At 72.1% G+C, this 21,775-nt stretch carries 18 protein-coding genes; 14 read left to right on the top strand and 4 right to left on the bottom strand.

The window, feature by feature from the left end:
* Positions 1–92: 92 nt before the first annotated feature.
* Together ACIQE0_RS31835 and ACIQE0_RS31840 are read left to right on the top strand one after the other, a co-directional pair.
* Positions 93–995 carry a serine hydrolase gene (locus tag ACIQE0_RS31835; protein ID WP_366333133.1) on the top strand — a complete coding sequence of 301 codons (903 nt, stop codon included), beginning with the start codon at positions 93–95 and terminating at the stop codon, positions 993–995.
* Between the two features lie 148 nt (positions 996–1,143).
* Positions 1,144–1,884, top strand: coding sequence for a Clp protease N-terminal domain-containing protein (locus ACIQE0_RS31840; RefSeq protein ID WP_402338720.1), 741 nt, complete (start codon positions 1,144–1,146; stop codon positions 1,882–1,884).
* 104 nt (positions 1,885–1,988) lie between these two features.
* On the opposite strand, the gene ACIQE0_RS31845 is transcribed toward ACIQE0_RS31840, so the two are convergent.
* Both ACIQE0_RS31845 and ACIQE0_RS31850 read right to left on the bottom strand, forming a co-directional pair.
* Positions 1,989–4,565 carry an MFS transporter gene (locus ACIQE0_RS31845; protein ID WP_402338721.1) on the bottom strand — a complete coding sequence of 859 codons (2,577 nt, stop codon included), beginning with the start codon at positions 4,563–4,565 and terminating at the stop codon, positions 1,989–1,991.
* Positions 4,566–4,823: 258 nt separating this feature from the next.
* A complete protein-coding gene (locus tag ACIQE0_RS31850; protein ID WP_402338722.1) occupies positions 4,824–5,267 on the bottom strand; it encodes an SRPBCC family protein in 444 nt (147 codons plus the stop codon).
* Between the two features lie 423 nt (positions 5,268–5,690).
* Here ACIQE0_RS31850 and ACIQE0_RS31855 point away from each other — a divergent pair, with 423 nt between their 5' ends.
* A complete protein-coding gene (locus tag ACIQE0_RS31855) occupies positions 5,691–6,218 on the top strand; it encodes a GNAT family N-acetyltransferase (RefSeq protein ID WP_402338764.1) in 528 nt (175 codons plus the stop codon).
* A gap of 24 nt (positions 6,219–6,242) precedes the next feature.
* Here ACIQE0_RS31855 and ACIQE0_RS31860 read toward each other — a convergent pair whose 3' ends face one another.
* Entirely contained in the window at positions 6,243–6,923 is a 681-nt protein-coding gene (locus ACIQE0_RS31860) for a HEAT repeat domain-containing protein (RefSeq protein ID WP_366333123.1), read from the bottom strand.
* Positions 6,924–7,369: 446 nt separating this feature from the next.
* Here ACIQE0_RS31860 and ACIQE0_RS31865 point away from each other — a divergent pair, with 446 nt between their 5' ends.
* The 9 genes from ACIQE0_RS31865 (at position 7,370) to pssA (ending at position 18,561) form a co-directional block, all read left to right on the top strand.
* Positions 7,370–9,196, top strand: coding sequence for a 3-hydroxyacyl-CoA dehydrogenase family protein (locus tag ACIQE0_RS31865; RefSeq protein ID WP_402338723.1), 1,827 nt, complete (start codon positions 7,370–7,372; stop codon positions 9,194–9,196).
* Between the two features lie 136 nt (positions 9,197–9,332).
* Positions 9,333–10,136, top strand: coding sequence for a TetR family transcriptional regulator (locus tag ACIQE0_RS31870; RefSeq protein WP_402338724.1), 804 nt, complete (start codon positions 9,333–9,335; stop codon positions 10,134–10,136).
* A gap of 570 nt (positions 10,137–10,706) precedes the next feature.
* On the top strand, positions 10,707–12,080 hold the full coding sequence (gene ccrA / locus ACIQE0_RS31875) for a crotonyl-CoA carboxylase/reductase (protein ID WP_402338725.1): 1,374 nt from the start codon (positions 10,707–10,709) through the stop codon (positions 12,078–12,080).
* Between the two features lie 11 nt (positions 12,081–12,091).
* Positions 12,092–14,104 (top strand): protein meaA, encoded by a 2,013-nt coding sequence (locus ACIQE0_RS31880; RefSeq protein ID WP_402338726.1) that lies wholly within the window; start codon positions 12,092–12,094, stop codon positions 14,102–14,104.
* Positions 14,101–15,120, top strand: a complete 1,020-nt coding sequence (locus tag ACIQE0_RS31885; protein ID WP_366333114.1) for a CoA ester lyase — start codon at positions 14,101–14,103, stop codon at positions 15,118–15,120. Before ACIQE0_RS31880 ends, ACIQE0_RS31885 begins: the two co-directional genes overlap by 4 nt.
* Positions 15,121–15,125: 5 nt before the next feature.
* On the top strand, positions 15,126–15,650 hold the full coding sequence (locus ACIQE0_RS31890; protein WP_402338765.1) for a MaoC family dehydratase: 525 nt from the start codon (positions 15,126–15,128) through the stop codon (positions 15,648–15,650).
* Positions 15,651–15,654: 4 nt separating this feature from the next.
* Entirely contained in the window at positions 15,655–16,896 is a 1,242-nt protein-coding gene (locus ACIQE0_RS31895; protein ID WP_366333112.1) for an acyl-CoA dehydrogenase family protein, read from the top strand.
* A gap of 170 nt (positions 16,897–17,066) precedes the next feature.
* On the top strand, positions 17,067–17,714 hold the full coding sequence (locus tag ACIQE0_RS31900; protein ID WP_366333110.1) for a phosphatidylserine decarboxylase: 648 nt from the start codon (positions 17,067–17,069) through the stop codon (positions 17,712–17,714).
* Positions 17,701–18,561 carry a CDP-diacylglycerol--serine O-phosphatidyltransferase gene (gene pssA, locus ACIQE0_RS31905; protein WP_366333108.1) on the top strand — a complete coding sequence of 287 codons (861 nt, stop codon included), beginning with the start codon at positions 17,701–17,703 and terminating at the stop codon, positions 18,559–18,561. The genes ACIQE0_RS31900 and pssA overlap by 14 nt, the downstream gene beginning before the upstream one ends.
* 120 nt (positions 18,562–18,681) lie before the next feature.
* Here the strand turns inward: pssA and ACIQE0_RS31910 are convergent, their stop codons facing one another.
* Positions 18,682–19,806, bottom strand: a complete 1,125-nt coding sequence (locus ACIQE0_RS31910) for a glycerate kinase (RefSeq protein WP_402338766.1) — start codon at positions 19,804–19,806, stop codon at positions 18,682–18,684.
* Between the two features lie 337 nt (positions 19,807–20,143).
* Here ACIQE0_RS31910 and ACIQE0_RS31915 point away from each other — a divergent pair, with 337 nt between their 5' ends.
* Positions 20,144–20,662, top strand: coding sequence for an NUDIX hydrolase (locus tag ACIQE0_RS31915; protein WP_366333229.1), 519 nt, complete (start codon positions 20,144–20,146; stop codon positions 20,660–20,662).
* A 277-nt stretch (positions 20,663–20,939) separates the two neighbouring features.
* Positions 20,940–21,755: a nucleotidyltransferase domain-containing protein gene (locus ACIQE0_RS31920; RefSeq protein ID WP_402338727.1), complete on the top strand. Its 816-nt coding sequence runs from the start codon at positions 20,940–20,942 to the stop codon at positions 21,753–21,755.
* Positions 21,756–21,775 lie beyond the last annotated feature (20 nt).

Raw genomic sequence — 21,775 nt, forward strand, 5'->3', positions numbered from 1 at the left:
CTTGATCGCCACAGCCGGTGAGATACCGGGCGCGCCTCCCCAAGGGAGGCCTGGCGGGCGGCACACACCGTGGGACAGGACACACCACCCTCATGCACGGATCACGCACCACACGTCGCACACCTCGCACACATCGCTCGCGTCGCGGACTGGCCGCCCTGGTGGCGGCCGGGGCGGCGCTCACCGTAGTGGGCGTGGCGGCGCCCGCGCCGGCGAGCACCGGCAGCAACACCGTGGGCAACGCCAAGGTCGTCTGCACCTCCAGCCGCCCGGGCCTGGCCCCCACCCTGTCCCACGACATCGCCGACGCCCTCCAGGGGCGCCAGGGCACCACAGCGCTGGCCCTCTACGACCACGCGTCGAAGACCCGCTGCGAGTTCCAGGCGAGCACCTCCTTCGACTCCGCGAGCGTGGTCAAGGTCACGATCCTGGGGACGCTGCTGCGACAGGCGCAGGAGGCGCACCGCGCGCTGACGCCGCACGAGGTCGCCCTGACCACCGCCATGATCACCAAGTCGGACAACGCCTCGACCAACGCCCTGTGGCGCCAGGTCGGCCGGGCCGAGGTCCAGCGCTTCCTGGACCTGGCCGGTATGCGGGACACGGTGCCCGGCGAGGGCGTCGCCTGGGGTCTGACCCAGATCACCGCCGCCGACCAACTCGCCCTGATGCGGCTGCTGTCGACGGACAACGCGGTGCTCAGCCCGGAGTCCCGGGCCTATGCCCTCGACCTCATGGAGAAGGTCGCCCCCGACCAGCGCTGGGGCGTCCCCGCCGGGGCGCCCGCCTCCGCCACGGCCCACCTCAAGAACGGCTGGCTCTCACGCTCCGAGCAGGGCTGGCGGGTGCACAGCGTCGGTGCGTTCGACGGCAAGGGCAACGACTACGCGATGGCCGTCCTCTCCAGCGGCAGCGACACCATGGGCGACGGGGTGGCCACCGTGGAGGCGGCCGCCAAGGCCATCAACCGGGATCTGGCCGGCGGCCACCGGTGAACAGGGCGGGACGCTCCAGCGGCCGGAGCGTCCGCCGGGCCATGGATGGCGCGGACCTCGCGACCCCTATGACGACGGGCACCCCACCGAGAGGCGAACCGTCAACCAAGGGTTGACTAGACCTTGATCGTCAACCTATGGTTGACGCATGACGGAACCCGTACGCATGACGCATCCCGTTCGCCTCGACGAATTGATCGAGGCCATCAAGAAGAACCGCTCGGACGTACTGGAGCAGCTCTCCGACGCCGTCCTCACCGCCGATCACCTCGGCGAGGTGGCCGACCACCTCATCGGGCACTTCGTTGACCAGGCCCGGCGCTCGGGCGCCTCCTGGACCGACATCGGCCAGAGCATGGGCGTCAGCAAGCAGGCCGCGCAGAAGCGCTTCGTCCCCAAGGGGCCGGCCGGCGGCTCGGACCTCGACCTCAGCCAGGGCTTCAACCGGTTCACCGACCGGGCCCGGAACGTGGTGGTGGCGGCGCAGAACGAGACCCGCACGGCCAGCAACGCCGAGATCGTCCCCGCCCACCTGGAGCTCGGCCTGCTCTGCGAACCGGACGGCCTCGCGATGCGGGCCCTGGTCGCCCAGGGGGTGACCGCCGAGGCCCTGCGCGGGGCCGCGACCATGGCGCTGCCGCCCGCGGTCGACACGCTGCCCGCCCTCATCCCGTTCAACGTCCAGTCGCGCAAGGCGCTGGAGCTCACCTACCGCGAGGCCCTGCGCCTGGGCCACAACTACATCGGCACCGAGCATCTGCTGCTGGCACTGCTGGAGTTGGAGAACGGCTCCGGTCCGCTGACCAGTCTCGGTGTCGACAAGGCGGCCGTCGAGGCGTTCGTCGGCAAGGAGCTGGCAGCGATCCTCGCCGCTCGGGAACAGAAGTAGCCCGAGCCCCGGGGGGACCGGGGCCGGCGGACGGCCGCGGGCCCCGGCTCTCCCGGGGGACGGGGCGCGCGGGGGACGCGCGCCCCGTCTCCTGGGACGTCGCGTCAGCCCTCGTGCCCCAGTTGGAGGTCCCGTTCCGTCCGGCCGCCCCCCGCGACCCGCAGCACGCTGGCGACCGGCGAGTACCCGGCGGCGACGACGGTGTACTCGCCGGCCGAGAGGTCGACGAAGCGGAACAGGCCGTCGGAGCCGGTGGTCGCGGTGTCGACGACGTTGCCCGCGGCGTCGAGCAGGGTGACCCGGGCGTCCTCGACGGGCCGTCCGCCACCGGCCCGCACGGTGCCGCGCAGCACCGCGCCGCCGGCGAGTTCGATGTCCTGACGGGTCTCACGGGACGCCTGGACGGTGACCGGGAGCGCGGCGGGCCGGAACGCCGGGGCGCTGGCGGCCAGGGTGTACTCCCCCGCCACCAACTCCCCGATGACATAGCCCCCTTCGCGGCCGCTGCGGGTGGTCGCCACCACCTCGCCGCGGACGTCGGTGAGGGTGACCATGGCATCGCGGACCGGCGTGCCGTCGGCGGTGCCGACCGCGCCGGCGAGGCGTCCGGCGCCGCCGAGCACCACGTCCAGCTCCACCGGGCGTTCGCCGACGGTCACGGTGACGGCCTGCGGCTGGTGCCCGCCGGCCGCCGCGATCAGGACGTACGCGCCGGGTCCCGGGGTGCTCAGCGCGTACCGGCCGTCCGCCCCGGTGGCACCGCGTCCGATCTGCCGTCCGGCGACGTCGATGAGGGTGAGCGCGGCGCTCGGCACGGTGCTGCCGTCGTGGTGCTGGACCGTGCCGCACACCGGGACGCCGGCCGCGGCGGGCACGGGCGCCGCGGCGTGGGCCGGGCGGGCGCCCGGGTAACCCGCCGCGGAAACCGTGGGGTTGACCGGGGCGTCGGCTGCGGTGCGGGCCGACGGGACAGCGGTGGGGTCCCCGGGGTCGCCGTACGCCGGGTACGGGGCCTGCGGGGCCTGCGGGGCCTGCGGAGCGTGGGACACCACAAGGTTCTCTTTCCGGAAGAGGGTGAACAGGAAGCCCAGGACCAGGGCCGGCGCGAGGAAGAGGAAGCCCTCCGGCACGGCCTTGGCGCAGGCGGTGAGGCCGTCCCGCAACACGCCGGGCAGGGCCGCCGACAGCCGCGGGGCGAGCGGGCCGGGGACCGGCAGCCGGGTGGCGAGGTGAGCGACGAGCAGCACGGCGGCGAGGGCCGCGCCGACGCTCCCGCCGAGCCGCCGCAGGCGGGCGGTGGCACCGGCCGCCCCGGGCACATCGGCGCGGACGGCGCCCACCAGCACCGGCAGCACCATGCCGAGGCCCAGCCCGAGGGCGCCGGTCCAGAGGGCGACGACCGGACGGGAGGTGTCCGGGCGCAGGTGGCCGAGGAGCCACGCCCCCTCCGCCGCCACCACGCAGCCCAGGACCGGCAGGACCCTGGCGCGGTCGGTGCGGCGGAGCAGCCCGCCGGTGAGGAGCCAGGCAAGCAGCAGCGCGCCCGTCATGGGCAGCATCAGCAGCGCGGCCCCGGTTGCCGTGGTGCCGCCGGCCGGCGGCAGAAGGGCCGGGAGGTGGCGCACCGCCCCGTAGAGCGCGATGCCGAGGGCGGCGGCAACCAGGCCGGTGCGCCCGAAGAGGGTGTCGCGGAGCAGCCGGGGCGGGATCAGCGGTGCGCCGGCGCGGCGTTCGACGACGGGGAAGAGTGCCGCGGCGGCCAGTGCGCCGCCGGCCAGCCCCAGGGTGACCGGCGCGTCCCAGGGGTAGCGGGTGCCGCCCCAACTGGCCAGCAGCGTCAGGCAGCTGACGAGGGCGGCGAGCAGCAGCGTGCCGGCGAGGTCGGGCCGGGGGCGGCGGCCGGCGGGGCGGGGCAGCCGCAGGGCGAACGCGGCGGCCGGGAGGAGCAGGACGCCGAGCGGGACGTTGAGGGTGAGGCACCAGCGCCAGGCGCCGTGGTCGGCGCAGTAGCCGCCGATCAACGGGCCGGCGAGCAGGGCCAGGCCGCATGCGACGGCGACGGCCGTGCGGCGGCGCCCGTCCCGGTGCGGCGCGGTTTCGGCGAGGAGCGCCCGGACACCGATCAGCAGGCCGCCGGCGCCGAAGCCCTGGACGGCCCGGAAGGTGAGCAGCGCGGCGGCCGAATGCGTCGTCCCGGCCAGCCCCGAGCCGGCGGTGAAGACCAGGAGCGCGAAGAGGAAGGCGGCCTTCCGGCCGAGCAGGTCGCCGAGCCGCCCGCCCAGCGGCAACCCGACGGCCGTCGCCAGGAGGTGGGTGGTCACCACCCAGAACACCGCCGGGTGGCCGGGCAGTTCGGCGACGACGGCCGGGAGCGCGGGGACGACGGCGGTCTGGCTGAGGGCCGCGGGCACCGCCGCGGCCAGCAGGACCGGGAAGGGAGCCCCAACCGCGCGGGGGCCGGGCGGGGCCGGCGGTTCACCGAGGGGCGCCGGTTCAGCCGTATCGGCCGGTTCGATCCGTGCTGCCGGTTCGATCGATGCCGCCGCGTCGGCCGCTTCAGGCAGCTCGGCCGGTTCGATCGTCCCGATCGGTTCGGCCGGTTCCGGCGCCGGGTCCGCGGTCGCCGCTGCGGTGGGCGGCCCGGCCGGCCGGTCCCACTCGCTCAGGGTGGTCCCGCCCACGTCCTGCTCCCCTCGTCACGCTGCTGCGGGCGCCCATTTCTCGCACTGGGCGACAACAGCGTTCAAGCGAGGAGAATCGGAACAGGAGGGGCGGTTTCGGGCATCAAATGCCGTCCGCGGGACACCTCTTGGGTCCCCAACTGGGGTTTCCACCGGCGGGCCGCCCGGAAGGCCGAACGGCGCCGCTCGGGGAAAACCACCCGAACCGGTGAGTATCGCGGCTCCCCGAACGGGTTACGGCCTATGACGGAAGGCGGCTCACTTCTCCATGTGGGCGGCGAGGTTGGCGAGGATCGCGTCGTAGATCCGGCCGAGCCCCTTGGGGGCGAAGGTCCGCTCGAAGAAGCCGCCGATACCGCCGGCGCCCTGCCAGGTGGTGGTGACGACGACCTTGGCGCGGTTCTCGCCGGCCGGGGTGACGACCCAGATGGTCACCATCGAGGAGTTGCGGTCCTTCTCGACCAGCTGGCCGTCGGTCGGCTCGTCGACCTCCAGCAGGCAGTCGCGCACCCGCTTGCTGGTGGCCTGGAGCTTCCAGTGGACGAGGGTGCCCTTGCCGTCGCCGCCCTCGCGGACCTCGTACTCGCTGAACTGCTCGGGCAGCAGCTGCCGGCGCGTGCCACTGTAGTCGGCGAGCGCGTCGAACACGTCCTCCGGGTCCGCCGCGATCTCGCGCTGCGTGCTGGCCTCTACCTGCCCCATGTGTGCCTTCCTCCAGTAGTCGGCTGCCGGACCTGCGTGCGCCGCCAACCTGCGGTGCGCCGCCAAGCCAACCACCCCTGGGCAGCGCACCCAAATCCGGGTTGACACCATCGGAGCGAACGGAGCCGCCGCGCCGGGAGCCGGCCACGCCCGTTGGCACGGCGACCACCTCGCGAGGGGCAGCGACGTCGACTGAGGCCGCCCGGCCCTCCAGTAGCAGCATCCGACACGGTTCCCGAAGGTCTCCCCGGCCGTGGCCGCGCGGACCGAAATCGGATTGACGTGTGTCCACATCGGGCCGGACCCTCTGCGGAAATGTGCCGGACCGGGGAGGCAGACATGGCGGAGGCCGATGTGCGGGGGACGCACGGGGCGGGTGGGAGGACCGCGGTACAGCCGCCGCACGGGGTGCGGATACGTGAGATGGCGGAGGCCGATGTCGACGCGGTCGCGGCGGTCCGGGTCCGCGGGTGGCAGGCGGCGTACCGGGGGCTGATGCCGCCGGCGTACCTGGACGCGATGAGTGTGGCGGAGGACGCCGGAAGGCGGCGGGAGTGGTTCGCGCGGCGCCGGCCCGAGGTGTGGGAGCTGGTGGCGGAGCGGGACGGCGAGGTCGTCGGCTGGCTGGCCGCCGGCCCCTCCCGGGATGCCGATCTGGCGCCGGGCGAAGGGGAGTTGGCGGAGGCCCGTCCGCCCGCGGCCGAGCTGATGGCCCTCTATGTGGCGCCGTCGCTCATCGGGACGGGCATCGGCCGGGCGCTGCTGGAGGCCGGGACGGACCGGGCGCGGGCACGCGGATTCGGCGCGCTGTACCTGTGGGTGGTCCGCGGCAACACCCGTGCCCAACGGTTCTACGAGCGGGCCGGTTTCATGCCGGACGGGGCGGAGCAGGCGGACGACGTGGCCGGATGGCGCGTCCCGGAGCTGCGCTACCGGCGCCCGCTCCCGTAGGACGGCGGTCCGGCGCCCCGCCCTTCAGGTGGCCGGACCGGCACCGCCGCCCTGCCCTCGCGCCCCACCGGCGGCCGGTCCGCCGCTGGCCACGCCCGGTGGGTCCTCGTGGACGCCGAGGCGGGCCAGGGAGGCCGCGGAGGCGGCGGCCAGCCGCGGATGGGCGGCGGCCGCCCGCAGCGCCGGGACGGCTCGTTTGTCGCCGAGCGCGCCCAGGCCCTCCACGCAGGCGAGCGCCACCCGCCAGTACGGGTTGTGCGGGGTCAACAGCCGCTCCAGGGTGGCGATCAGCGCGGGGGCGGACTGCGGGGCGCGGAGTTCGGCGAGCAGGCGCACGGGGTGCAGGGCGTAGGCGGTGCGCAGCGGGTTGGTGGCGAGGGCGGCCGCGGCGCGGGCGGTGCGCGGATCGCCCAGCTTGCCCAGGGCGTGCGCGGCGGTGGCACAGCGGACCGGCTCGCGGTAGTTGAGCAGCAGGACCAGGGTCTCGAAGGCGCGTTTGTCGCCGGCGCAGCCGAGGATGAAGGCGGCGATCTCCCGGGCCCACAAGGGGCGTTCCACCGCGGTCAGGATCCGGGCCAGCTCCTCGCGTCCGGCGGCGGTGTTCTTGCGGGCCAGTCCGAGCAGCCGCTCATAGGCGACGAGATCCTGTGGGGAGCGAAGTTCGGCCCGCACCCGGTCCGTCAACTCGTGGAATTCGTCTTCCATTTGCTGCTCCCCTCCCTGCCGGCCACTCCGGCTTCCTCCAGCGTGGCCCGCACCACAACCTCATGCCCCGCATTACCCCTGGCGCTTCGGTTACCCACCGGTTAACCTGCTGGAACGAGCAGTACCCCTGTTCGGGCGGCCTGGTGACGCAGCCGCCGGAGTGTGACGTCGGTTCGGCACATCGCACAGCACCACGCGTGCGCGGGCTTGGCAGCCCCGCGCGTGAGATCCACCCAGCATGCCCCGTAGGGGGAAGCGGCACGGCCTCGGGACAGGGCCCGCCGCGCTCCTCCACCGCATCAGGCGCCGCTCGCGGTGCCGTGGTTCACCGCGGCCCTTCCGCCGCCGGCAGGCCCGCGTTGCCGCAGCGCCGCGCCCGTGCGCCCACCCCTCAGTCGTCACATTCTCCCCTGCCCTTACAGGGGAACACCCTCAGGAGTCTCGTGATGGGCCCTCAGTCCACCCCTGATCCCTCCACCGCCCCCTCCCCGCTGTCCCTCTCCGCGATCGCCGTCGTCGGCCTGGGCACCATGGGCACCGGCATCGCCGAGCTGCTCACCCGCGCCGGCCGCGAGGTCATCGGCATCGACACCGACGAGGCCGCGCTCCGGCGGGCCCGTACCGCCCTCGAAACCGCCACCGCCCGCGCCGTGCGACGGGAGCGGATCACCGAGCAGGAGCGGCAGGACGCACTCTCCCGCTTCCGCACCTTCGGCGATCTCCAGGCCGCCGCGGACGCCGATCTCGTCATCGAGGTGGTGCCGGAGGAGTACGACCTCAAGCGGGAGGTGTTCACCGCGCTGGACGGCATCGTCCGCCCGGACACCATCCTGGCCACCGGTACCAACGCGCTGTCGGTGACCCGGCTCGCCGCCGACTCGCAGCGCCCCGAGCGGGTGCTCGGCGTCCACTTCTTCAACCCCGCGCCGGCCATGAAGCTGGTCGAGGTGGTCTCCTCGGTGCTGACCGCGCCGGCCGTGGTCGCCGCCGTCACCGACCTCGCCCGCGAGCTGGGCAAGGACCCGATCGCGGTGGGCGACCGCCCCGGATTCGTCGCCGACGGCCTGCTGTTCGGCTACCTCAACCAGGCCGCCGCGATGTACGAGTCGCGGTACGCGACCCGTGAGGACATCGACGCCGCGATGCGGCTGGGCTGCGGTCTGCCGATGGGCCCGCTGGCCCTGCTCGACCTGATCGGCGTGGACACCGCCCGGACGGTCCTGGAGGCGATGTACGCCGAGTCCCGCGACCGGCTGCACGCGCCCGCGCCGATCCTCGGCCAGCTCGCGGACGCCGGGCTGACCGGCCGCAAGGCGGGCCGCGGCTTCTACACCTACGAGGCGCCCGGTTCCGCGACCGTCGTGCCGGACGACCTCACCCCGGCGGCCGGCGACGGCGGCGAGCAGGCGGCCGGCCGGCCGGTCCGCAGCGTGGGCGTCGCCGGTTCCGGCACGATGGCCAGCGGGATCGCCGAGGTCTTCGCCAAGGCGGGCTACACGGTGGTGCTGGCCGCCCGCAGCCAGGAGAAGGCGGAGCGGGCCCGGGACCGGATCGCGAAGTCGCTGGGCCGCTCCGTCGACAAGGGCCGGCTGACCGCCGAGGCGCGCGACGCGGCGCTGGCGGCGATCACCCCGGCCGGATCGCTGGACGCGTTCGCCGACGTCGACCTCGCGGTGGAGGCGGTGGCCGAAGACCTGGCCGTCAAGCAGCAGTTGTTCAAGGCGCTGGACAAGGTCTGCAAGCCGGGCGCGGTGCTGGCCACCACCACCTCCTCGCTGCCGGTCGTCGCCTGCGCCCGCGCCACCTCGCGCCCGCAGGACGTCATCGGCATCCACTTCTTCAACCCGGCGCCGGCCATGAAGCTGGTCGAGGTGGTCCGCACCGTCCTCACCGCCGACGAGGTGCACGCCACGGTGCGCGCGGTCTGCACGAAGGTCCGCAAGCACCCGGTGGACTGCGGCGACCGGGCCGGTTTCATCGTCAACGCGCTGCTGTTCCCGTATCTGAACAACGCGGTGAAGATGGTGCAGGAGCACTACGCCTCGCCGGACGACATCGACGCGGCGATGAAGCTGGGCGGCGGCTATCCGATGGGCCCCTTCGAGCTGCTGGACGTGGTCGGCCTGGACGTCTCCCTCGCCATCGAGAAGGTGCTGCACGCCGCGTTCCGCGACCCGGGGCTGGCGCCGGCGCCGCTGCTGGAGCACCTGGTCGCGGCGGGCTGCCTCGGCCGGAAGACCGGCCGCGGCTTCCGTGAGTACGCCCGGCGCTGACCCGCGGCGGTGCCCCCGGGCCGGGGGCGGGTGGGGCGGGCTGCTGGAGCCCTCGGCCGGCGGCCCGCCCCAGGTCAGCGGGGCGGCAGCCGCACCTCGTGCCGCAGGCCGCAGGAATATGCAGTACCTTCCCCACATGTCCCAGCCCGCTCGCCCGCAGTCGTCCGACGCCTCCGGCACCGCCAGTCCCGGTACCCGCCGGGCGGCCGCCCAACGCCTGAAAATGCGCCGCGAACTCTCCGCCGCCGCCATGGAGCTGTTCGCGACGAAGGGGTACGAGGCGACCACCGTCGACGAGATCGCGGCCGCCGCGGGCGTCGCCCGGCGCACCTTCTTCCGCCACTTCCGTTCCAAGGAAGAGGCGATCTTCCCCGACCACGACGACACGTTGGTGCGCGCCGAGGCCGTCCTGGACGCCGCCCCGCCGCACGAGAACCCGCTCGACACGGTCTGCCGCGGTATCAAGGAAGTCATGCGGATGTACGCCTCCGCGCCGGCGGTGTCGGTGGCCCGTTACCGCCTCACCCGCGAGGTGCCCACCCTCCGGGAGGCCGAGATCGCCTCGGTCGCCCGCTACGAGCGGCTGTTCACCCGCTACCTCCTGGGCCACTTCGACGAGGACGCGCACCGCGAGGGCGACGACGACCCGTTGCTCGCCGAGGTCGCCGCGTCCGCGGTGGTCACCGCGCACAACCACGTCCTGCGCCGCTGGCTGCGGGCCGGCGCGGAGGGCGACGTCGAGGCCCAGCTGGACCATGCCTTCGCGATCGTCCGGGAGACGTTCGGCGCGGGCATCGGCGCGGGCCGGGCGACGTCCGCCGAGGCGCCCCCGGCGACGGTCTCCCGGGAGGGCGAGGTGCTGGTCGCGGTGACCCGCACGGACGCCCCGCTGGACGAGGTCATGCGCACCATCCGCAAGGCCCTCATGGAACGCCGCTGACCGGCGACGGTCCGTTTTCTGACGACTCCGCCCCGCGCGCGCCCGCCACGTATCTGTGGCGGATGCGAGCGGGGCGGAGTCAATTCCGGCCCTTTACTGGCAACTTCAGGCCAGGTGGACGGGCCCGAACCGCGGCCCACCGGCCCCTCTCCCGTACGTCGGACGCCGCCCCCGCCTCGCGCGATTGACGTACCCGCGCGCCCGCCCACCGTCCGCACCCGGATCGGTACGTAACGCCACAAAGCCACCCGCTTCGGGCCCGTTCTTTGCTCATGCGTGCCCTACGCATGACATCTGAGAGAAATTCTTGGCACTCAGTGTCTTGTCGGCTGGCACGCGGTGTCATACGTTGGAGGTGTCCGGGCGGCCGGCACACCGCACCAACCCTGGTGTGCCGACTGTCCCCGCAAGCACTTCTGTGCGCCCGGACGCCTGCGTCACAGGCACCCCCGCGCTCACCCGCGCACATGCCAGTTCCACCGGCCGAACCGACGGCACCACCACCCCCGCACCACCCCCGACGTTCCCTCAAGCCGTTCCCCAAAAGACGTGCTTCGCCGGAGGCATACCGTGAACCAGATTCTTGACGCCATCCTCGCGCCGGACAGTACGCGCGAAGACTTCGCCGCCCTCCCCCTCCCCGAGTCCTACCGCGCGGTCACCGTGCACAAGGACGAGATCGAGATGTTCGCCGGCCTGTCCACCCGTGAGAAGGACCCCCGCAAGTCGCTGCACGTCGAGGACGTGCCGGTGCCCGAACTCGGGCCGGGCGAGGCCCTGGTGGCCGTGATGGCCTCCTCGGTGAACTACAACTCGGTGTGGACCTCGATCTTCGAGCCGCTGTCGACGTTCGGGTTCCTGGAGCGCTACGGACGGCTCTCCGAGCTCACCAAGCGGCACGACCTGCCGTACCACGTCATCGGCTCCGACCTGGCCGGCGTGGTGCTGCGCACCGGGCCCGGCGTCAACGCCTGGCACCCCGGCGACGAGGTCGTCGCGCACTGCCTCTCCGTGGAGTTGGAGTCCTCCGACGGCCACAACGACACCATGCTCGACCCCGAGCAGCGGATCTGGGGCTTCGAGACCAACTTCGGCGGCCTGGCGGAGATCGCGCTGGTCAAGTCCAACCAGCTGATGCCCAAGCCCAAGCACCTGAGCTGGGAGGAGGCGGCGGCGCCGGGGCTGGTCAACTCCACCGCGTACCGGCAACTGGTCTCGCGCAACGGCGCGGGGATGAAGCAGGGCGACAACGTCCTGATCTGGGGCGCCAGCGGCGGCCTCGGCTCGTACGCGACACAGTTCGCGCTGGCCGGCGGCGCCAACCCGATCTGTGTGGTCTCCAGCGACCAGAAGGCGGAGATCTGCCGGAAGATGGGCGCCGAGGCGATCATCGACCGCAACGCCGAGGGATACAGGTTCTGGAAGGACGAGCAGAACCAGGACCCCCGGGAGTGGAAGCGGTTCGGCAAGCGGATCCGCGAGCTGACCGGCGGCGAGGACGTGGACATCGTCTTCGAGCACCCGGGCCGGGAGACCTTCGGCGCCTCGGTCTACGTCACCCGCAAGGGCGGCACCATCGTCACCTGCGCCTCGACCTCCGGCTACCAGCACGAGTACGACAACCGCTACCTGTGGATGTCGCTGAAGCGGATCATCGGCTCCCACTTCGCCAACTACCGGGAGGCGTGGGAGGCCAACCGCCTGATCGCCAAGGGCAAGATCCACCCCACGCTGTCGAAGACCTACCGCATGGACGACACCGGCCAGGCCGCCTACGACGTGCACCGCAACCTCCACCAGGGCAAGGTCGGCGTGCTGTGCCTGGCCCCCGAGGAGGGCATGGGCGTGCGCGACGAGGAGATGCGCGCCCGTCACATCGATGCCATCAACCTGTTCCGCGACACGCCGGCGGAGCGGACCGACCGCTCCAGCAAGAACTCCTGAGGTCACACTTCATGACAGAGCGTCAGAAGGATCGTCCGTGGCTGATGCGGACGTACGCCGGGCACTCCACCGCCGAGGCGTCCAACGCGCTGTACCGGCGCAACCTCGCCAAGGGCCAGACCGGGCTGTCGGTCGCGTTCGACCTCCCGACGCAGACCGGGTACGACCCCGACCACGTGCTGGCCCGCGGCGAGGTCGGCCGGGTCGGGGTGCCGGTGTCCCATCTGGGCGACATGCGGCGGCTGTTCCAGGACATCCCGCTGGAGCAGATGAACACCTCGATGACCATCAACGCCACCGCCATGTGGCTGCTGGCGCTCTATGAGGTGGTCGCCGAGGAACAGGGCGCCGACGTCGGCAAGTTGGCGGGCACCACGCAGAACGACATCGTCAAGGAGTACCTCTCGCGCGGGACGCACGTCTTCCCGCCGGGGCCCTCGCTGCGGCTGACCACCGACATGATCGCGTACACGGTCAACAACATCCCCAAGTGGAACCCGATCAACATCTGCAGCTACCACCTGCAGGAGGCGGGCGCCACTCCGGTCCAGGAGATCTCGTACGCGATGTCCACCGCGATCGCCGTGCTGGACGCGGTGTTCGCCTCCGGCCAGGTCCCCGAGGACCGCAAGGGCGAGGTGGTCGCCCGCATTTCGTTCTTCGTCAACGCCGGCGTCCGGTTCGTCGAAGAGATGTGCAAGATGCGGGCGTTCTCGCAGATCTGGGACAAGATCACGCGCGAGCGCTACGGCATCGAGAACCCCAAGCAGCGCCGCTTCCGCTACGGCGTCCAGGTCAACTCCCTCGGACTGACCGAGGCGCAGCCGGAGAACAACGTCCAGCGGATCGTCCTGGAGATGCTGGCCGTCACCCTCTCCAAGGACGCCCGCGCCCGCGCCGTCCAACTCCCGGCCTGGAACGAGGCGTTGGGGCTGCCCCGCCCCTGGGACCAGCAGTGGTCGCTGCGCATCCAGCAGGTCCTCGCGCACGAGTCGGACCTCCTGGAGTACGAGGACATCTTCGCCGGGTCGCACGTCATCGAGGCGAAGGTGGACGCCCTGGTGGCCGACTGCCTCACCGAGATCGACCGGATCCAGGAGATGGGCGGCGCGATGGCCGCCGTGGAGTCCGGCTACCTCAAGTCGCAGCTGGTGTCGGCGCACGCCGAGCGGCGGGGCCGGATCGAGTCCGGCGAGGAGAAGATCGTCGGCGTCAACTGCTTCGAGTCGACCGAGCCCAACCCGCTCACCGCGGACCTGGACACCGCGATCATGACGGTGGACCCGGCCAACGAGCAGGGCGTCGTACGGGCCCTGGACACCTGGCGGGACAACCGCGACGAGCTGCGCGCCCAGGAGTCCCTCTCGGCCCTGAAGAAGGCCGCGGCGGGCACCACCAACCTCTTCCCGGCGACGCTGGAGTGCGCACGCGCCGGGGTGACGACCGGCGAGTGGGCCTGGGCGCTGCGGGACGTCTTCGGCGAGTTCCGGGCCCCCACGGGCGTCTCGGGCGCGCCGGTGGCGGTGGCCGCGGAGGCCGGCTCGCCGCTGGCGGCGGTCCGCGAGAAGGTCGCCAGGACCGCCGCCGAGCTGGGCGGCGGGCGGCTGCGGCTGCTCGTCGGCAAGCCCGGTCTGGACGGGCACAGCAACGGTGCCGAGCAGATCGCCGTACGGGCCAGGGATGCCGGCTTCGAGGTGGTCTACCAGGGCATCCGGCTGACCCCTGAGCAGATCGTGGCGGCCGCGGTCGCCGAGGACGTGCACTGCGTGGGGCTGTCGATCCTGTCGGGGTCGCACACCGCGCTGGTGCCGGACGTACTGGAGCGGCTGCGCCGCGCCGGGGCCGCCGACCTGCCGGTCATCGTCGGCGGCATCATCCCGTCCGCGGACGCCGCGGCGCTGCGCGAGGCGGGTGTCGCCGCCGTCTTCACCCCGAGGGACTTCGGGATCACGGAGATCATCGGCCGTATCGTCGACGAGATCCGCACCGCGAACACACTCGACCCCCTGGAGGTCCCCGCATGACCGCCCGCCCGTCGCCCGCCACCGCCCCGGCGGGAAGTCGCTTCGCTCCTGCCCCATCTGCTGTGCAGCGCCTGCGTCCGCGCCGTTCCTGTCTGGCGGTGCCCGGCAGCAACCCCCGCTTCCTGGAGAAGGCCCAGGGCCTGGCGGCCGACCAGGTCTTCCTGGATCTGGAGGACGCCTGCGCGCCGCTGGCCAAGCCGGAGGCCCGGCACACCATCGTCAAGTTCCTCAACGAGGGTGACTGGACGGGCAAGACGCGGGTGGTGCGGGTCAACGACTGGACCACCGAGTGGACTTACCGGGACGTCGTCACGGTCGTCGAGGGCGCCGGGGCGAACCTCGACTGCATCATGCTGCCGAAGGTGCAGGACGCCGCGCAGGTCACCGCGCTGGACCTGCTGCTGACGCAGATCGAGAAGACCATGGGCCTGGAGGTCGGCCGGATCGGCATCGAGGCGCAGATCGAGAACGCCAAGGGCCTGGTCAACGTCGACGCGATCGCCGCCGCCTCGCCCCGCCTGGAGACCATCATCTTCGGCCCGGCGGACTTCATGGCGTCCCTCAACATGAAGTCCCTGGTGGTCGGCGAGCAGCCGCCCGGCTACCCGGCCGACGCCTACCACTACATCCTGATGCGGATCCTGATGGCGGCCCGCACCCACAACCTCCAGGCGATCGACGGCCCTTACCTCCAGATCAAGAACGTCGACGGCTTCCGCGAGGTGGCCGGCCGGTCGGCCGCGCTGGGCTTCGACGGCAAGTGGGTGCTGCACCCGGGCCAGGTCGAGGCGGCCAACGAGGTCTTCTCGCCGTCCCAGGAGGACTACGACCACGCCGAGCTGATCCTGGACGCGTACGACTGGTGCACGTCCGAGGCCGGCGGGAAGAAGGGCTCGGCGATGCTCGGCGACGAGATGATCGACGAGGCGAGCCGCAAGATGGCACTGGTCATCGCCGGAAAGGGCCGGGCCGCCGGCATGGCCCGTACGTCCACTTTCGAAGCCCCGGAGGCATGAGCGCGATGCAATTCGGCCGCACCTACGAAGAGTTCACCGTCGGCGACCTGTACAAGCACTGGCCGGGGAAGACGGTGACCGAATACGACGACCACCTGTTCTGCCTGCTGACCATGAACCACCATCCGCTGCACATGGACAGCAACTACGCGGAGCAGACCACCGACTTCGGGAAGAACGTCGTCGTCGGCAATTACATCTACTCGCTGCTGCTGGGCATGTCGGTGCCGGACGTCTCCGGAAAGGCCATCGCCAATCTGGAGGTCGAGTCGCTCAAGCACGTGGCGCCGACGTTCCACGGCGACACCATTTACGGCGAGACGACGGTGCTCGACAAGACGCCGTCGAAGTCCAAGTCCGACCGCGGCATCGTGTACGTCGAGACCAGGGGCCACAAGCAGGACGGCACGCTGGTCTGCGTCTTCCGGCGCAAGGTGATGGTCCCCACGGCCACGTACATCAAGGAGCGCGGCGGCGAGCAGCCCGGCCGCCCCGAGCCTCTGGCCCCCGCGGCCCGTAAGGAGAAGTGACCGCATGGCGCGCCTGGCACAGACCGAGGGTCTGACCGACATCCAGCGGGAAATTCTCTCCACCGTCCGGGAATTCGTGGACAAGGAGATCATCCCGGTCGCCACGGAGCTGGAACACCGTGACGAATACCCCACGCAGATCGTCGAGGGCCTGAAGGAACTCGGCGTGTTCGGGCTGATGATTCCGGAGGAGTACGGCGGGCTCGGCGAGTCGTTGCTCACGTACGCGCTGACGGTCGAGGAGATCGCCCGCGGCTGGATGAGCGTCTCGGGCATCATCAACACCCATTTCATCGTGGCGTACATGCTCAAGCAGCACGGCACGCAGGAGCAGAAGGACTACTTCCTGCCGAAGATGGCGGCCGGTGAAATCCGGGGCGCCTTCTCGATGTCGGAGCCGGCACTGGGCTCGGACGTCTCGGCCATCTCCTCCAAGGGCGTTTGGGACGGTGGGGGCACCTCCCGTTCGAGCGGAGCCGAGAACGGGGGAGAATACGTCCTCAACGGCCAGAAGATGTGGCTCACCAACGGCGGCTCGTCCACGCTCGTGGCGGTGCTGTGCCGGACGGACGAGGGCCACCCGGAGGGCACCGCTCCGCACAAGTCGATGACCACCTTCCTCGTGGAGAAGGAGGCCGGCTTCGGCGAGGTCCGCCCGGGCCTGACCATCCCCGGCAAGATCGAGAAGATGGGCTACAAGGGCGTCGACACCACCGAGCTGATCATGGACGGGCTGCGCGTCCCGGCGGATCGGGTCCTCGGCGGCGAGACCGGGCGTGGCTTCTATCACATGATGGACGGCGTCGAGGTGGGCCGGGTCAACGTGGCGGCGCGGGGCTGCGGGGTCGCCCAGCGCGCCTTCGAGCTGGGCGTGTCGTACGCGCAGCAGCGCCAGACGTTCGGCAAGCCGATCGCCCAGCACCAGGCGATCCAGTTCAAGCTGGCCGAAATGGCGACAAAGGTGGAGGCCGCCCATGCCATGATGGTTAATGCGGCACGCAAAAAGGACTCCGGGCAGCGAAACGACCTTGAAGCGGGCATGGCGAAGTACCTGGCCTCCGAGTACTGCAAGGAGGTGGTCGAGGACGCCTTCCGCATCCACGGCGGCTACGGCTTCTCCAAGGAGTACGAGATCGAGCGCCTCTACCGGGAGGCCCCGATGCTGCTGATCGGCGAGGGCACGGCCGAGATCCAGAAAATGATCATTGGTCGCCGGCTACTTGAGGAGTACCGGATCCAGGGGTGAACGTCCCCTTTGGGTTGTTTCTCGCTAGATAAAGATCACACCGTGTCATCGTTCTTCGGCCACGGATTGGCTCTGGCTCTTGGCCAGTTGCCGCTCGCAACCGATAGCATCCCAGGAAAGCCGCCGTCCCCCGTATCCATACGCGGCATCCTCCGCTACGAAGGTCATTCATGCCCCACAGCCAATCCTCTGCACATCGCGGTCGCGTCCGCCTCGCGCGCGGAGCGTCGCCGTGGCTCCTCCCGACCGTGGCAACGGCGGCGGTCAGCCTGGCCCGCTCCCGCCGGTCGGGACGCTGGGCCGCCGTCGCCGTGCCCACCACCGCACTCGCGGCGGGCATGCTGTGGTTCTTCCGGGACCCGGAGCGCGAGATCGCGTCGGGGCGCGTCATCTCTCCTGCCGACGGCGTGGTGCAGAGCATCATGCCGTGGAAGGACGGGCGCACCCGTGTCGCGATCTTCATGAGCCCGTTGAACGTCCACGTCAACCGTGCGCCGCTGGCCGGCACGGTGACGTCCGTGGAGCACATCCCCGGCGGGTTCGTCCCGGCGTTCAACAAGGAGAGCGAGAACAACGAGCGGGTCGTCTGGCACTTCGACACCGAGCTGGGCGACATCGAGATGGTGCAGATCGCAGGTGCGGTCGCCCGACGCATCGTGCCGTACGTGCCCCAGGGCACCAAGGTCGAGCAGGGCGAGCGCATCGGTCTGATCCGCTTCGGTTCGCGGGTGGACGTCTACCTCCCGGAGGGCGTCGAGCCGGCGGTCGAGGTCGGCCAGGCCACTACCGCGGGGGTGACTCGCCTTGACCGCGATTGATCCCGAGACACAGGCGAGCTGGGCGCCGGAGAACGAGGAGGACGTCGATGACATGCCGCTGTCGACGCGGCTGTCAATAGCCGACACCCTCACGCTCGGCAACGCCATCTGCGGCTTCATGGCCGTGTACTTCACCACCACCGGCGTCCTCATCCCGCACCTGACGGGGACCGAGGACGGCGGGATGGCGCGGCACAGCGCGGCGATGGCCGTGATCCTGATGCTCCTGGCGTCGGTCTTCGACCTCTTCGACGGGCTGGTGGCGCGCAAGCTGCGGGCCTCGGCGATGGGGGCGGAGCTCGACAACCTCTCCGACCTGATCAGCTTCGGGCTGGCACCCGCCTACTTCGTCGTGACCTGGGGCATGGTCGCCCAGGACGCGCACCAGCGGGTGTCGGTGGTCGCGGCGGTGGTCGTGCTGCTGGCGGTCGTGCTGCGACTCGCCCGCTTCTCCTGCGTCACGATCCGCGACGGCATCTTCCAGGGCATGCCGAGCCCCTTCGGCGCCCTGACCGTCGTCGCCATCGTCCTGCTGGAGCTGCCGTTCCTGCCGACGCTGCTGGCGATCATCGGGGTGGCCTGGCTGATGGTCAGCCGGGTCGAGTACCCCAAGCCGCAGGGCCGGCTCGCGGTGGCGATGCTCAGCTGGATCGTGCTCAGCATGGGCATGCTCGCCGCCTGGGCCCTGGACGCCCCCGGTGGCCAGCTGCTGCTCCAGACCGGCTGCTCCCTGCAGATCGTCCTGGGCGCCATGATCCCGGTCTTCGCGACGGCCCGGAGGGTCAACACCTTCCGTGACAACCGCCGCGAGTCGCGCGCCGAATCGGGCGCCGCGCACCAGCCCTGACGGGCCCGGGGCGGCGCCCCCTGAAGAACGCCGAGAGGCCCCGAGCGGAACCATCCGCTCGGGGCCTCTCGTATGTGCAGGACCGCGCCCGGCCACGGCATCTGTGGCCGCCACGTCCCGTCAGACCAGGAAGTCCCGCGCCAGCCGCTCCGCCGCCCGCTCCAGCAGCGGCCCCGCCTCGGCCATACAGCGGGCCGGGTCGGACTCCAGGTCCGTCAGCGCGTACGCCCGCCGGATACCGGCCGCGGCCAACGCCTCCGGCGGCAGCTGCAGCCGCCCGCAGACCGCGGCCACCTCCACCCCCGCCGCCCGCGCCGCCGCGGCGACCCCGGCCGGCGCCTTGCCGTGCAGGGTCTGGGCGTCCAGCGACCCCTCACCGGTGATCACGAACGTGGCCCGGGCCAGCGCCGGCGCGAAGCCCAGCACCTCCAGCATCACGTCGATGCCCGGCCGGAACGCGGCCCCCAGCCCGACCAGCGCGCCGAAGCCGATCCCGCCCGCGGCCCCCGCCCCCGGCGCCACCGCGTGCTCCGCCGCCCTGCGACCGACGGCACGCTCCAACACCTCGACGTAGTGCGCCATCGCGGCGTCCAGGACGGCGACGTCCTCCTCGCTCGCGCCCTTCTGCGGACCGTAGACCGCCGGCGCGCCCGTGGGACCGGTCAGCGGATTGTCGACATCGCTGGCGAGCACGATCTCCGTACCGGCCAGCCGCGGATCGAGCCCCGACAGGTCGGCCGTGGCCAGCTCCCGCAGTCCCCCGCCGCCCGGCCCGACCGGCGCCCCGCCGGCGTCCAGGAACCGCGCGCCCAGCGCCGCCAGCATGCCCGCGCCACCGTCCGTCGTGGCGCTGCCGCCGACCCCGAAGACGATCGAGGTGGCCCCCGCGTCCAGCGCCGCCCGCAGCAGCTCGCCCGTGCCGTACGTGCTGGCCGTGAGGGGCGCGAAGACGCCCTTCGGGAGGTGCTGGAGGCCGGACGCCTCGGCCATCTCCACCACCGCCGTACCGTCCCCGCGCAGCGCGAAGGTGGCCGTCACCGGCGTGCCGATCGGGCCGGTGACCCGCGCCTCGTGCCGGCTGAAACCGGCCGCGAGCGCAGCCGCCGTCGTCCCGTCGCCGCCGTCCGCGACCGGGACCGCCGCCACGTCCAGCCCGGGGACCACGCGCCGCAGACCGGCCGTGACGTGCTCGGCGACCTCCGCGGCCGTGAGCGAACCCTTGAACTTGTCCGCGGCGATCAGCACATGCGCGGTGCGCCCGGTGCGCGCGGTGCGCGCCCCTCCCTGTGCTGCGTTCGTCCTTGCTGCGTCCGCCACCGTGTTTCCCCTTGCCTTCGAACGGACGTCGCGCCGCTGCGACCCTATCCGCCGGGCGCGCCCGCGAACAGGGTGGAAGAGGATCATCCGTCGGTGCCGTCCCGCCCCTCCCTCCGCCCGTTCCGCCTCGTCGCGGCACGTCCTTCCCTGTCCCCTCCCGTCCCTCCCCTCCGCCCTTTCTCCTCCTTTCCCCTCCCTCTCCCCCGACCTCTGACCAGTGCTTTCCTCCCACCCGGCCACCGCCTAGGCTCGCGGCGTGACGACCATGGATGACGACTACGCCACCTACATCGCCAGCCTGCCCCGCGTCCTCGCCGGTGCGGGGGTCATCTTCCGCGACGTGGAAGGCCGGCTGCTGCTGGTGGAACCCAACTACCGCGACACCTGGGTCCTGCCCGGCGGCACGATCGAGTCGGACGACGGCGAAACGCCGCGCGAGGCCGCCCATCGGGAGACCGTCGAGGAGATCGGCCTGGACGTCGAGCTGGGCCGGTTGCTCGCGATCGACTGGGTGCGCGCCGCGGCGCGGCCACCGCTCGTGTCCTACCTCTTCGACGGCGGCGTGCTGGCCCCGGAACAGTTCGCGGCGATCCGCCTCCAGGAGCAGGAGCTGCTGTCCTGGCGCCTCGTCCACTGGGACGAGGCCGAGAAGCTGCTCGCCGAGGACCTGCGACTGCGGATCCGCGGCGCCCTGGACGCCCTGGACCGCGGCCAGGGCCCGGTGGAGTTGGAGGACGGCCACGCGCCGGCCGGGCGGCCCGCCCCGACCGGCCAACTGGGCTGATCGGGACGGCTGGTTCGGCTGGGGCTGGCGGGAGTTGGCGGGAGTTGACCCGGTTGCGGTGAGTGGGGCGGCGACGGTCGGCGGTGGCGATGGCGCCGCTCGGTCGTCCGCCGGCGCCCCTCCCTGAAGCTGACGCCGCTCGCCCCACGGGCCCGGCCCGTCCCTCCCCGTCCCCGTCCCCGTCCCCGTCCCCGGAGAACTCGTAGGCCGTGTAGACCCGGAGTATGAGAACCGTGGGTTGATTCCCTCCCGCCGCCCGCGCCCTAGTCTCCTTTGCATGAAAGAGATCGCGGCACGCATCGCGCGGGTGCCGGGGGTCGCCGGGGTCATGCTCGGGGGCAGCCGCGCACGAGGAACCAACCGCCCCGATTCCGACTGGGATCTGGGGGTCTACTACCGAGGCACACCGGATCTGCCCGCGCTGGAGGCGCTGGCGGCGGAGGTGACCGGCGGCCCTGTCGAGATATACCCGCCGGGCGCCTGGGGGCCCTGGGTGAACGGCGGGGCATGGCTGGTCCTGCCCGACGGCGGCCATGTCGACTGGATCTTCCGGGACGTCGACCGGGTGCGGCAGGTGTGGGAGGACTGCCGCGCCGGCCGCTTCGAAATCGGCATACAGGCCGGGCATCCGCTGGGTTTCTGGTCCCCCGCCTATCCGGGCGAAGTGGCCCTGGGCCGCATCCTGGCCGACGGCTCCGGGGAGTTGAGCCGTCTGAAGGAGGAGACTCAGAGCTACCCGGAGCCCCTGCGCAAGGCACTGACCGGCGCAGCCGTCTGGGACGCGGGGTTCTCGGTGGCGATGGCGGCCAAGTCGTGCGCGGCCACGGATGTCCTGCACGCCGCCCTGTGTCTCTCCCGCGCCGTGGGTGCGCTCGTCCAGGCCCTGCACGCCCACCACCGCGTCTGGTGCCTCAACGAAAAGGGCGCCCTGGCAACCGTCGCTGCTCTCCCCGGCACCCCGCCGGACTTCGCCCTCCATGCCACGTCGCTCCTCGGCGAACTCGGCCGCACCGAAGGTCAGTTGCGTCACTCCCTCACCCTGTCGGAACAGCTGGTGGCCGAGGTGCGGGAGGTGGTCACCGCGGACGGGTGACGACTCGGGCCACCCGGGAG

It is taken from the genome of Streptomyces sp. NPDC093097 (assembly GCF_044754325.1).
Classification (GTDB): Bacteria; Actinomycetota; Actinomycetes; order Streptomycetales; family Streptomycetaceae; genus Streptomyces.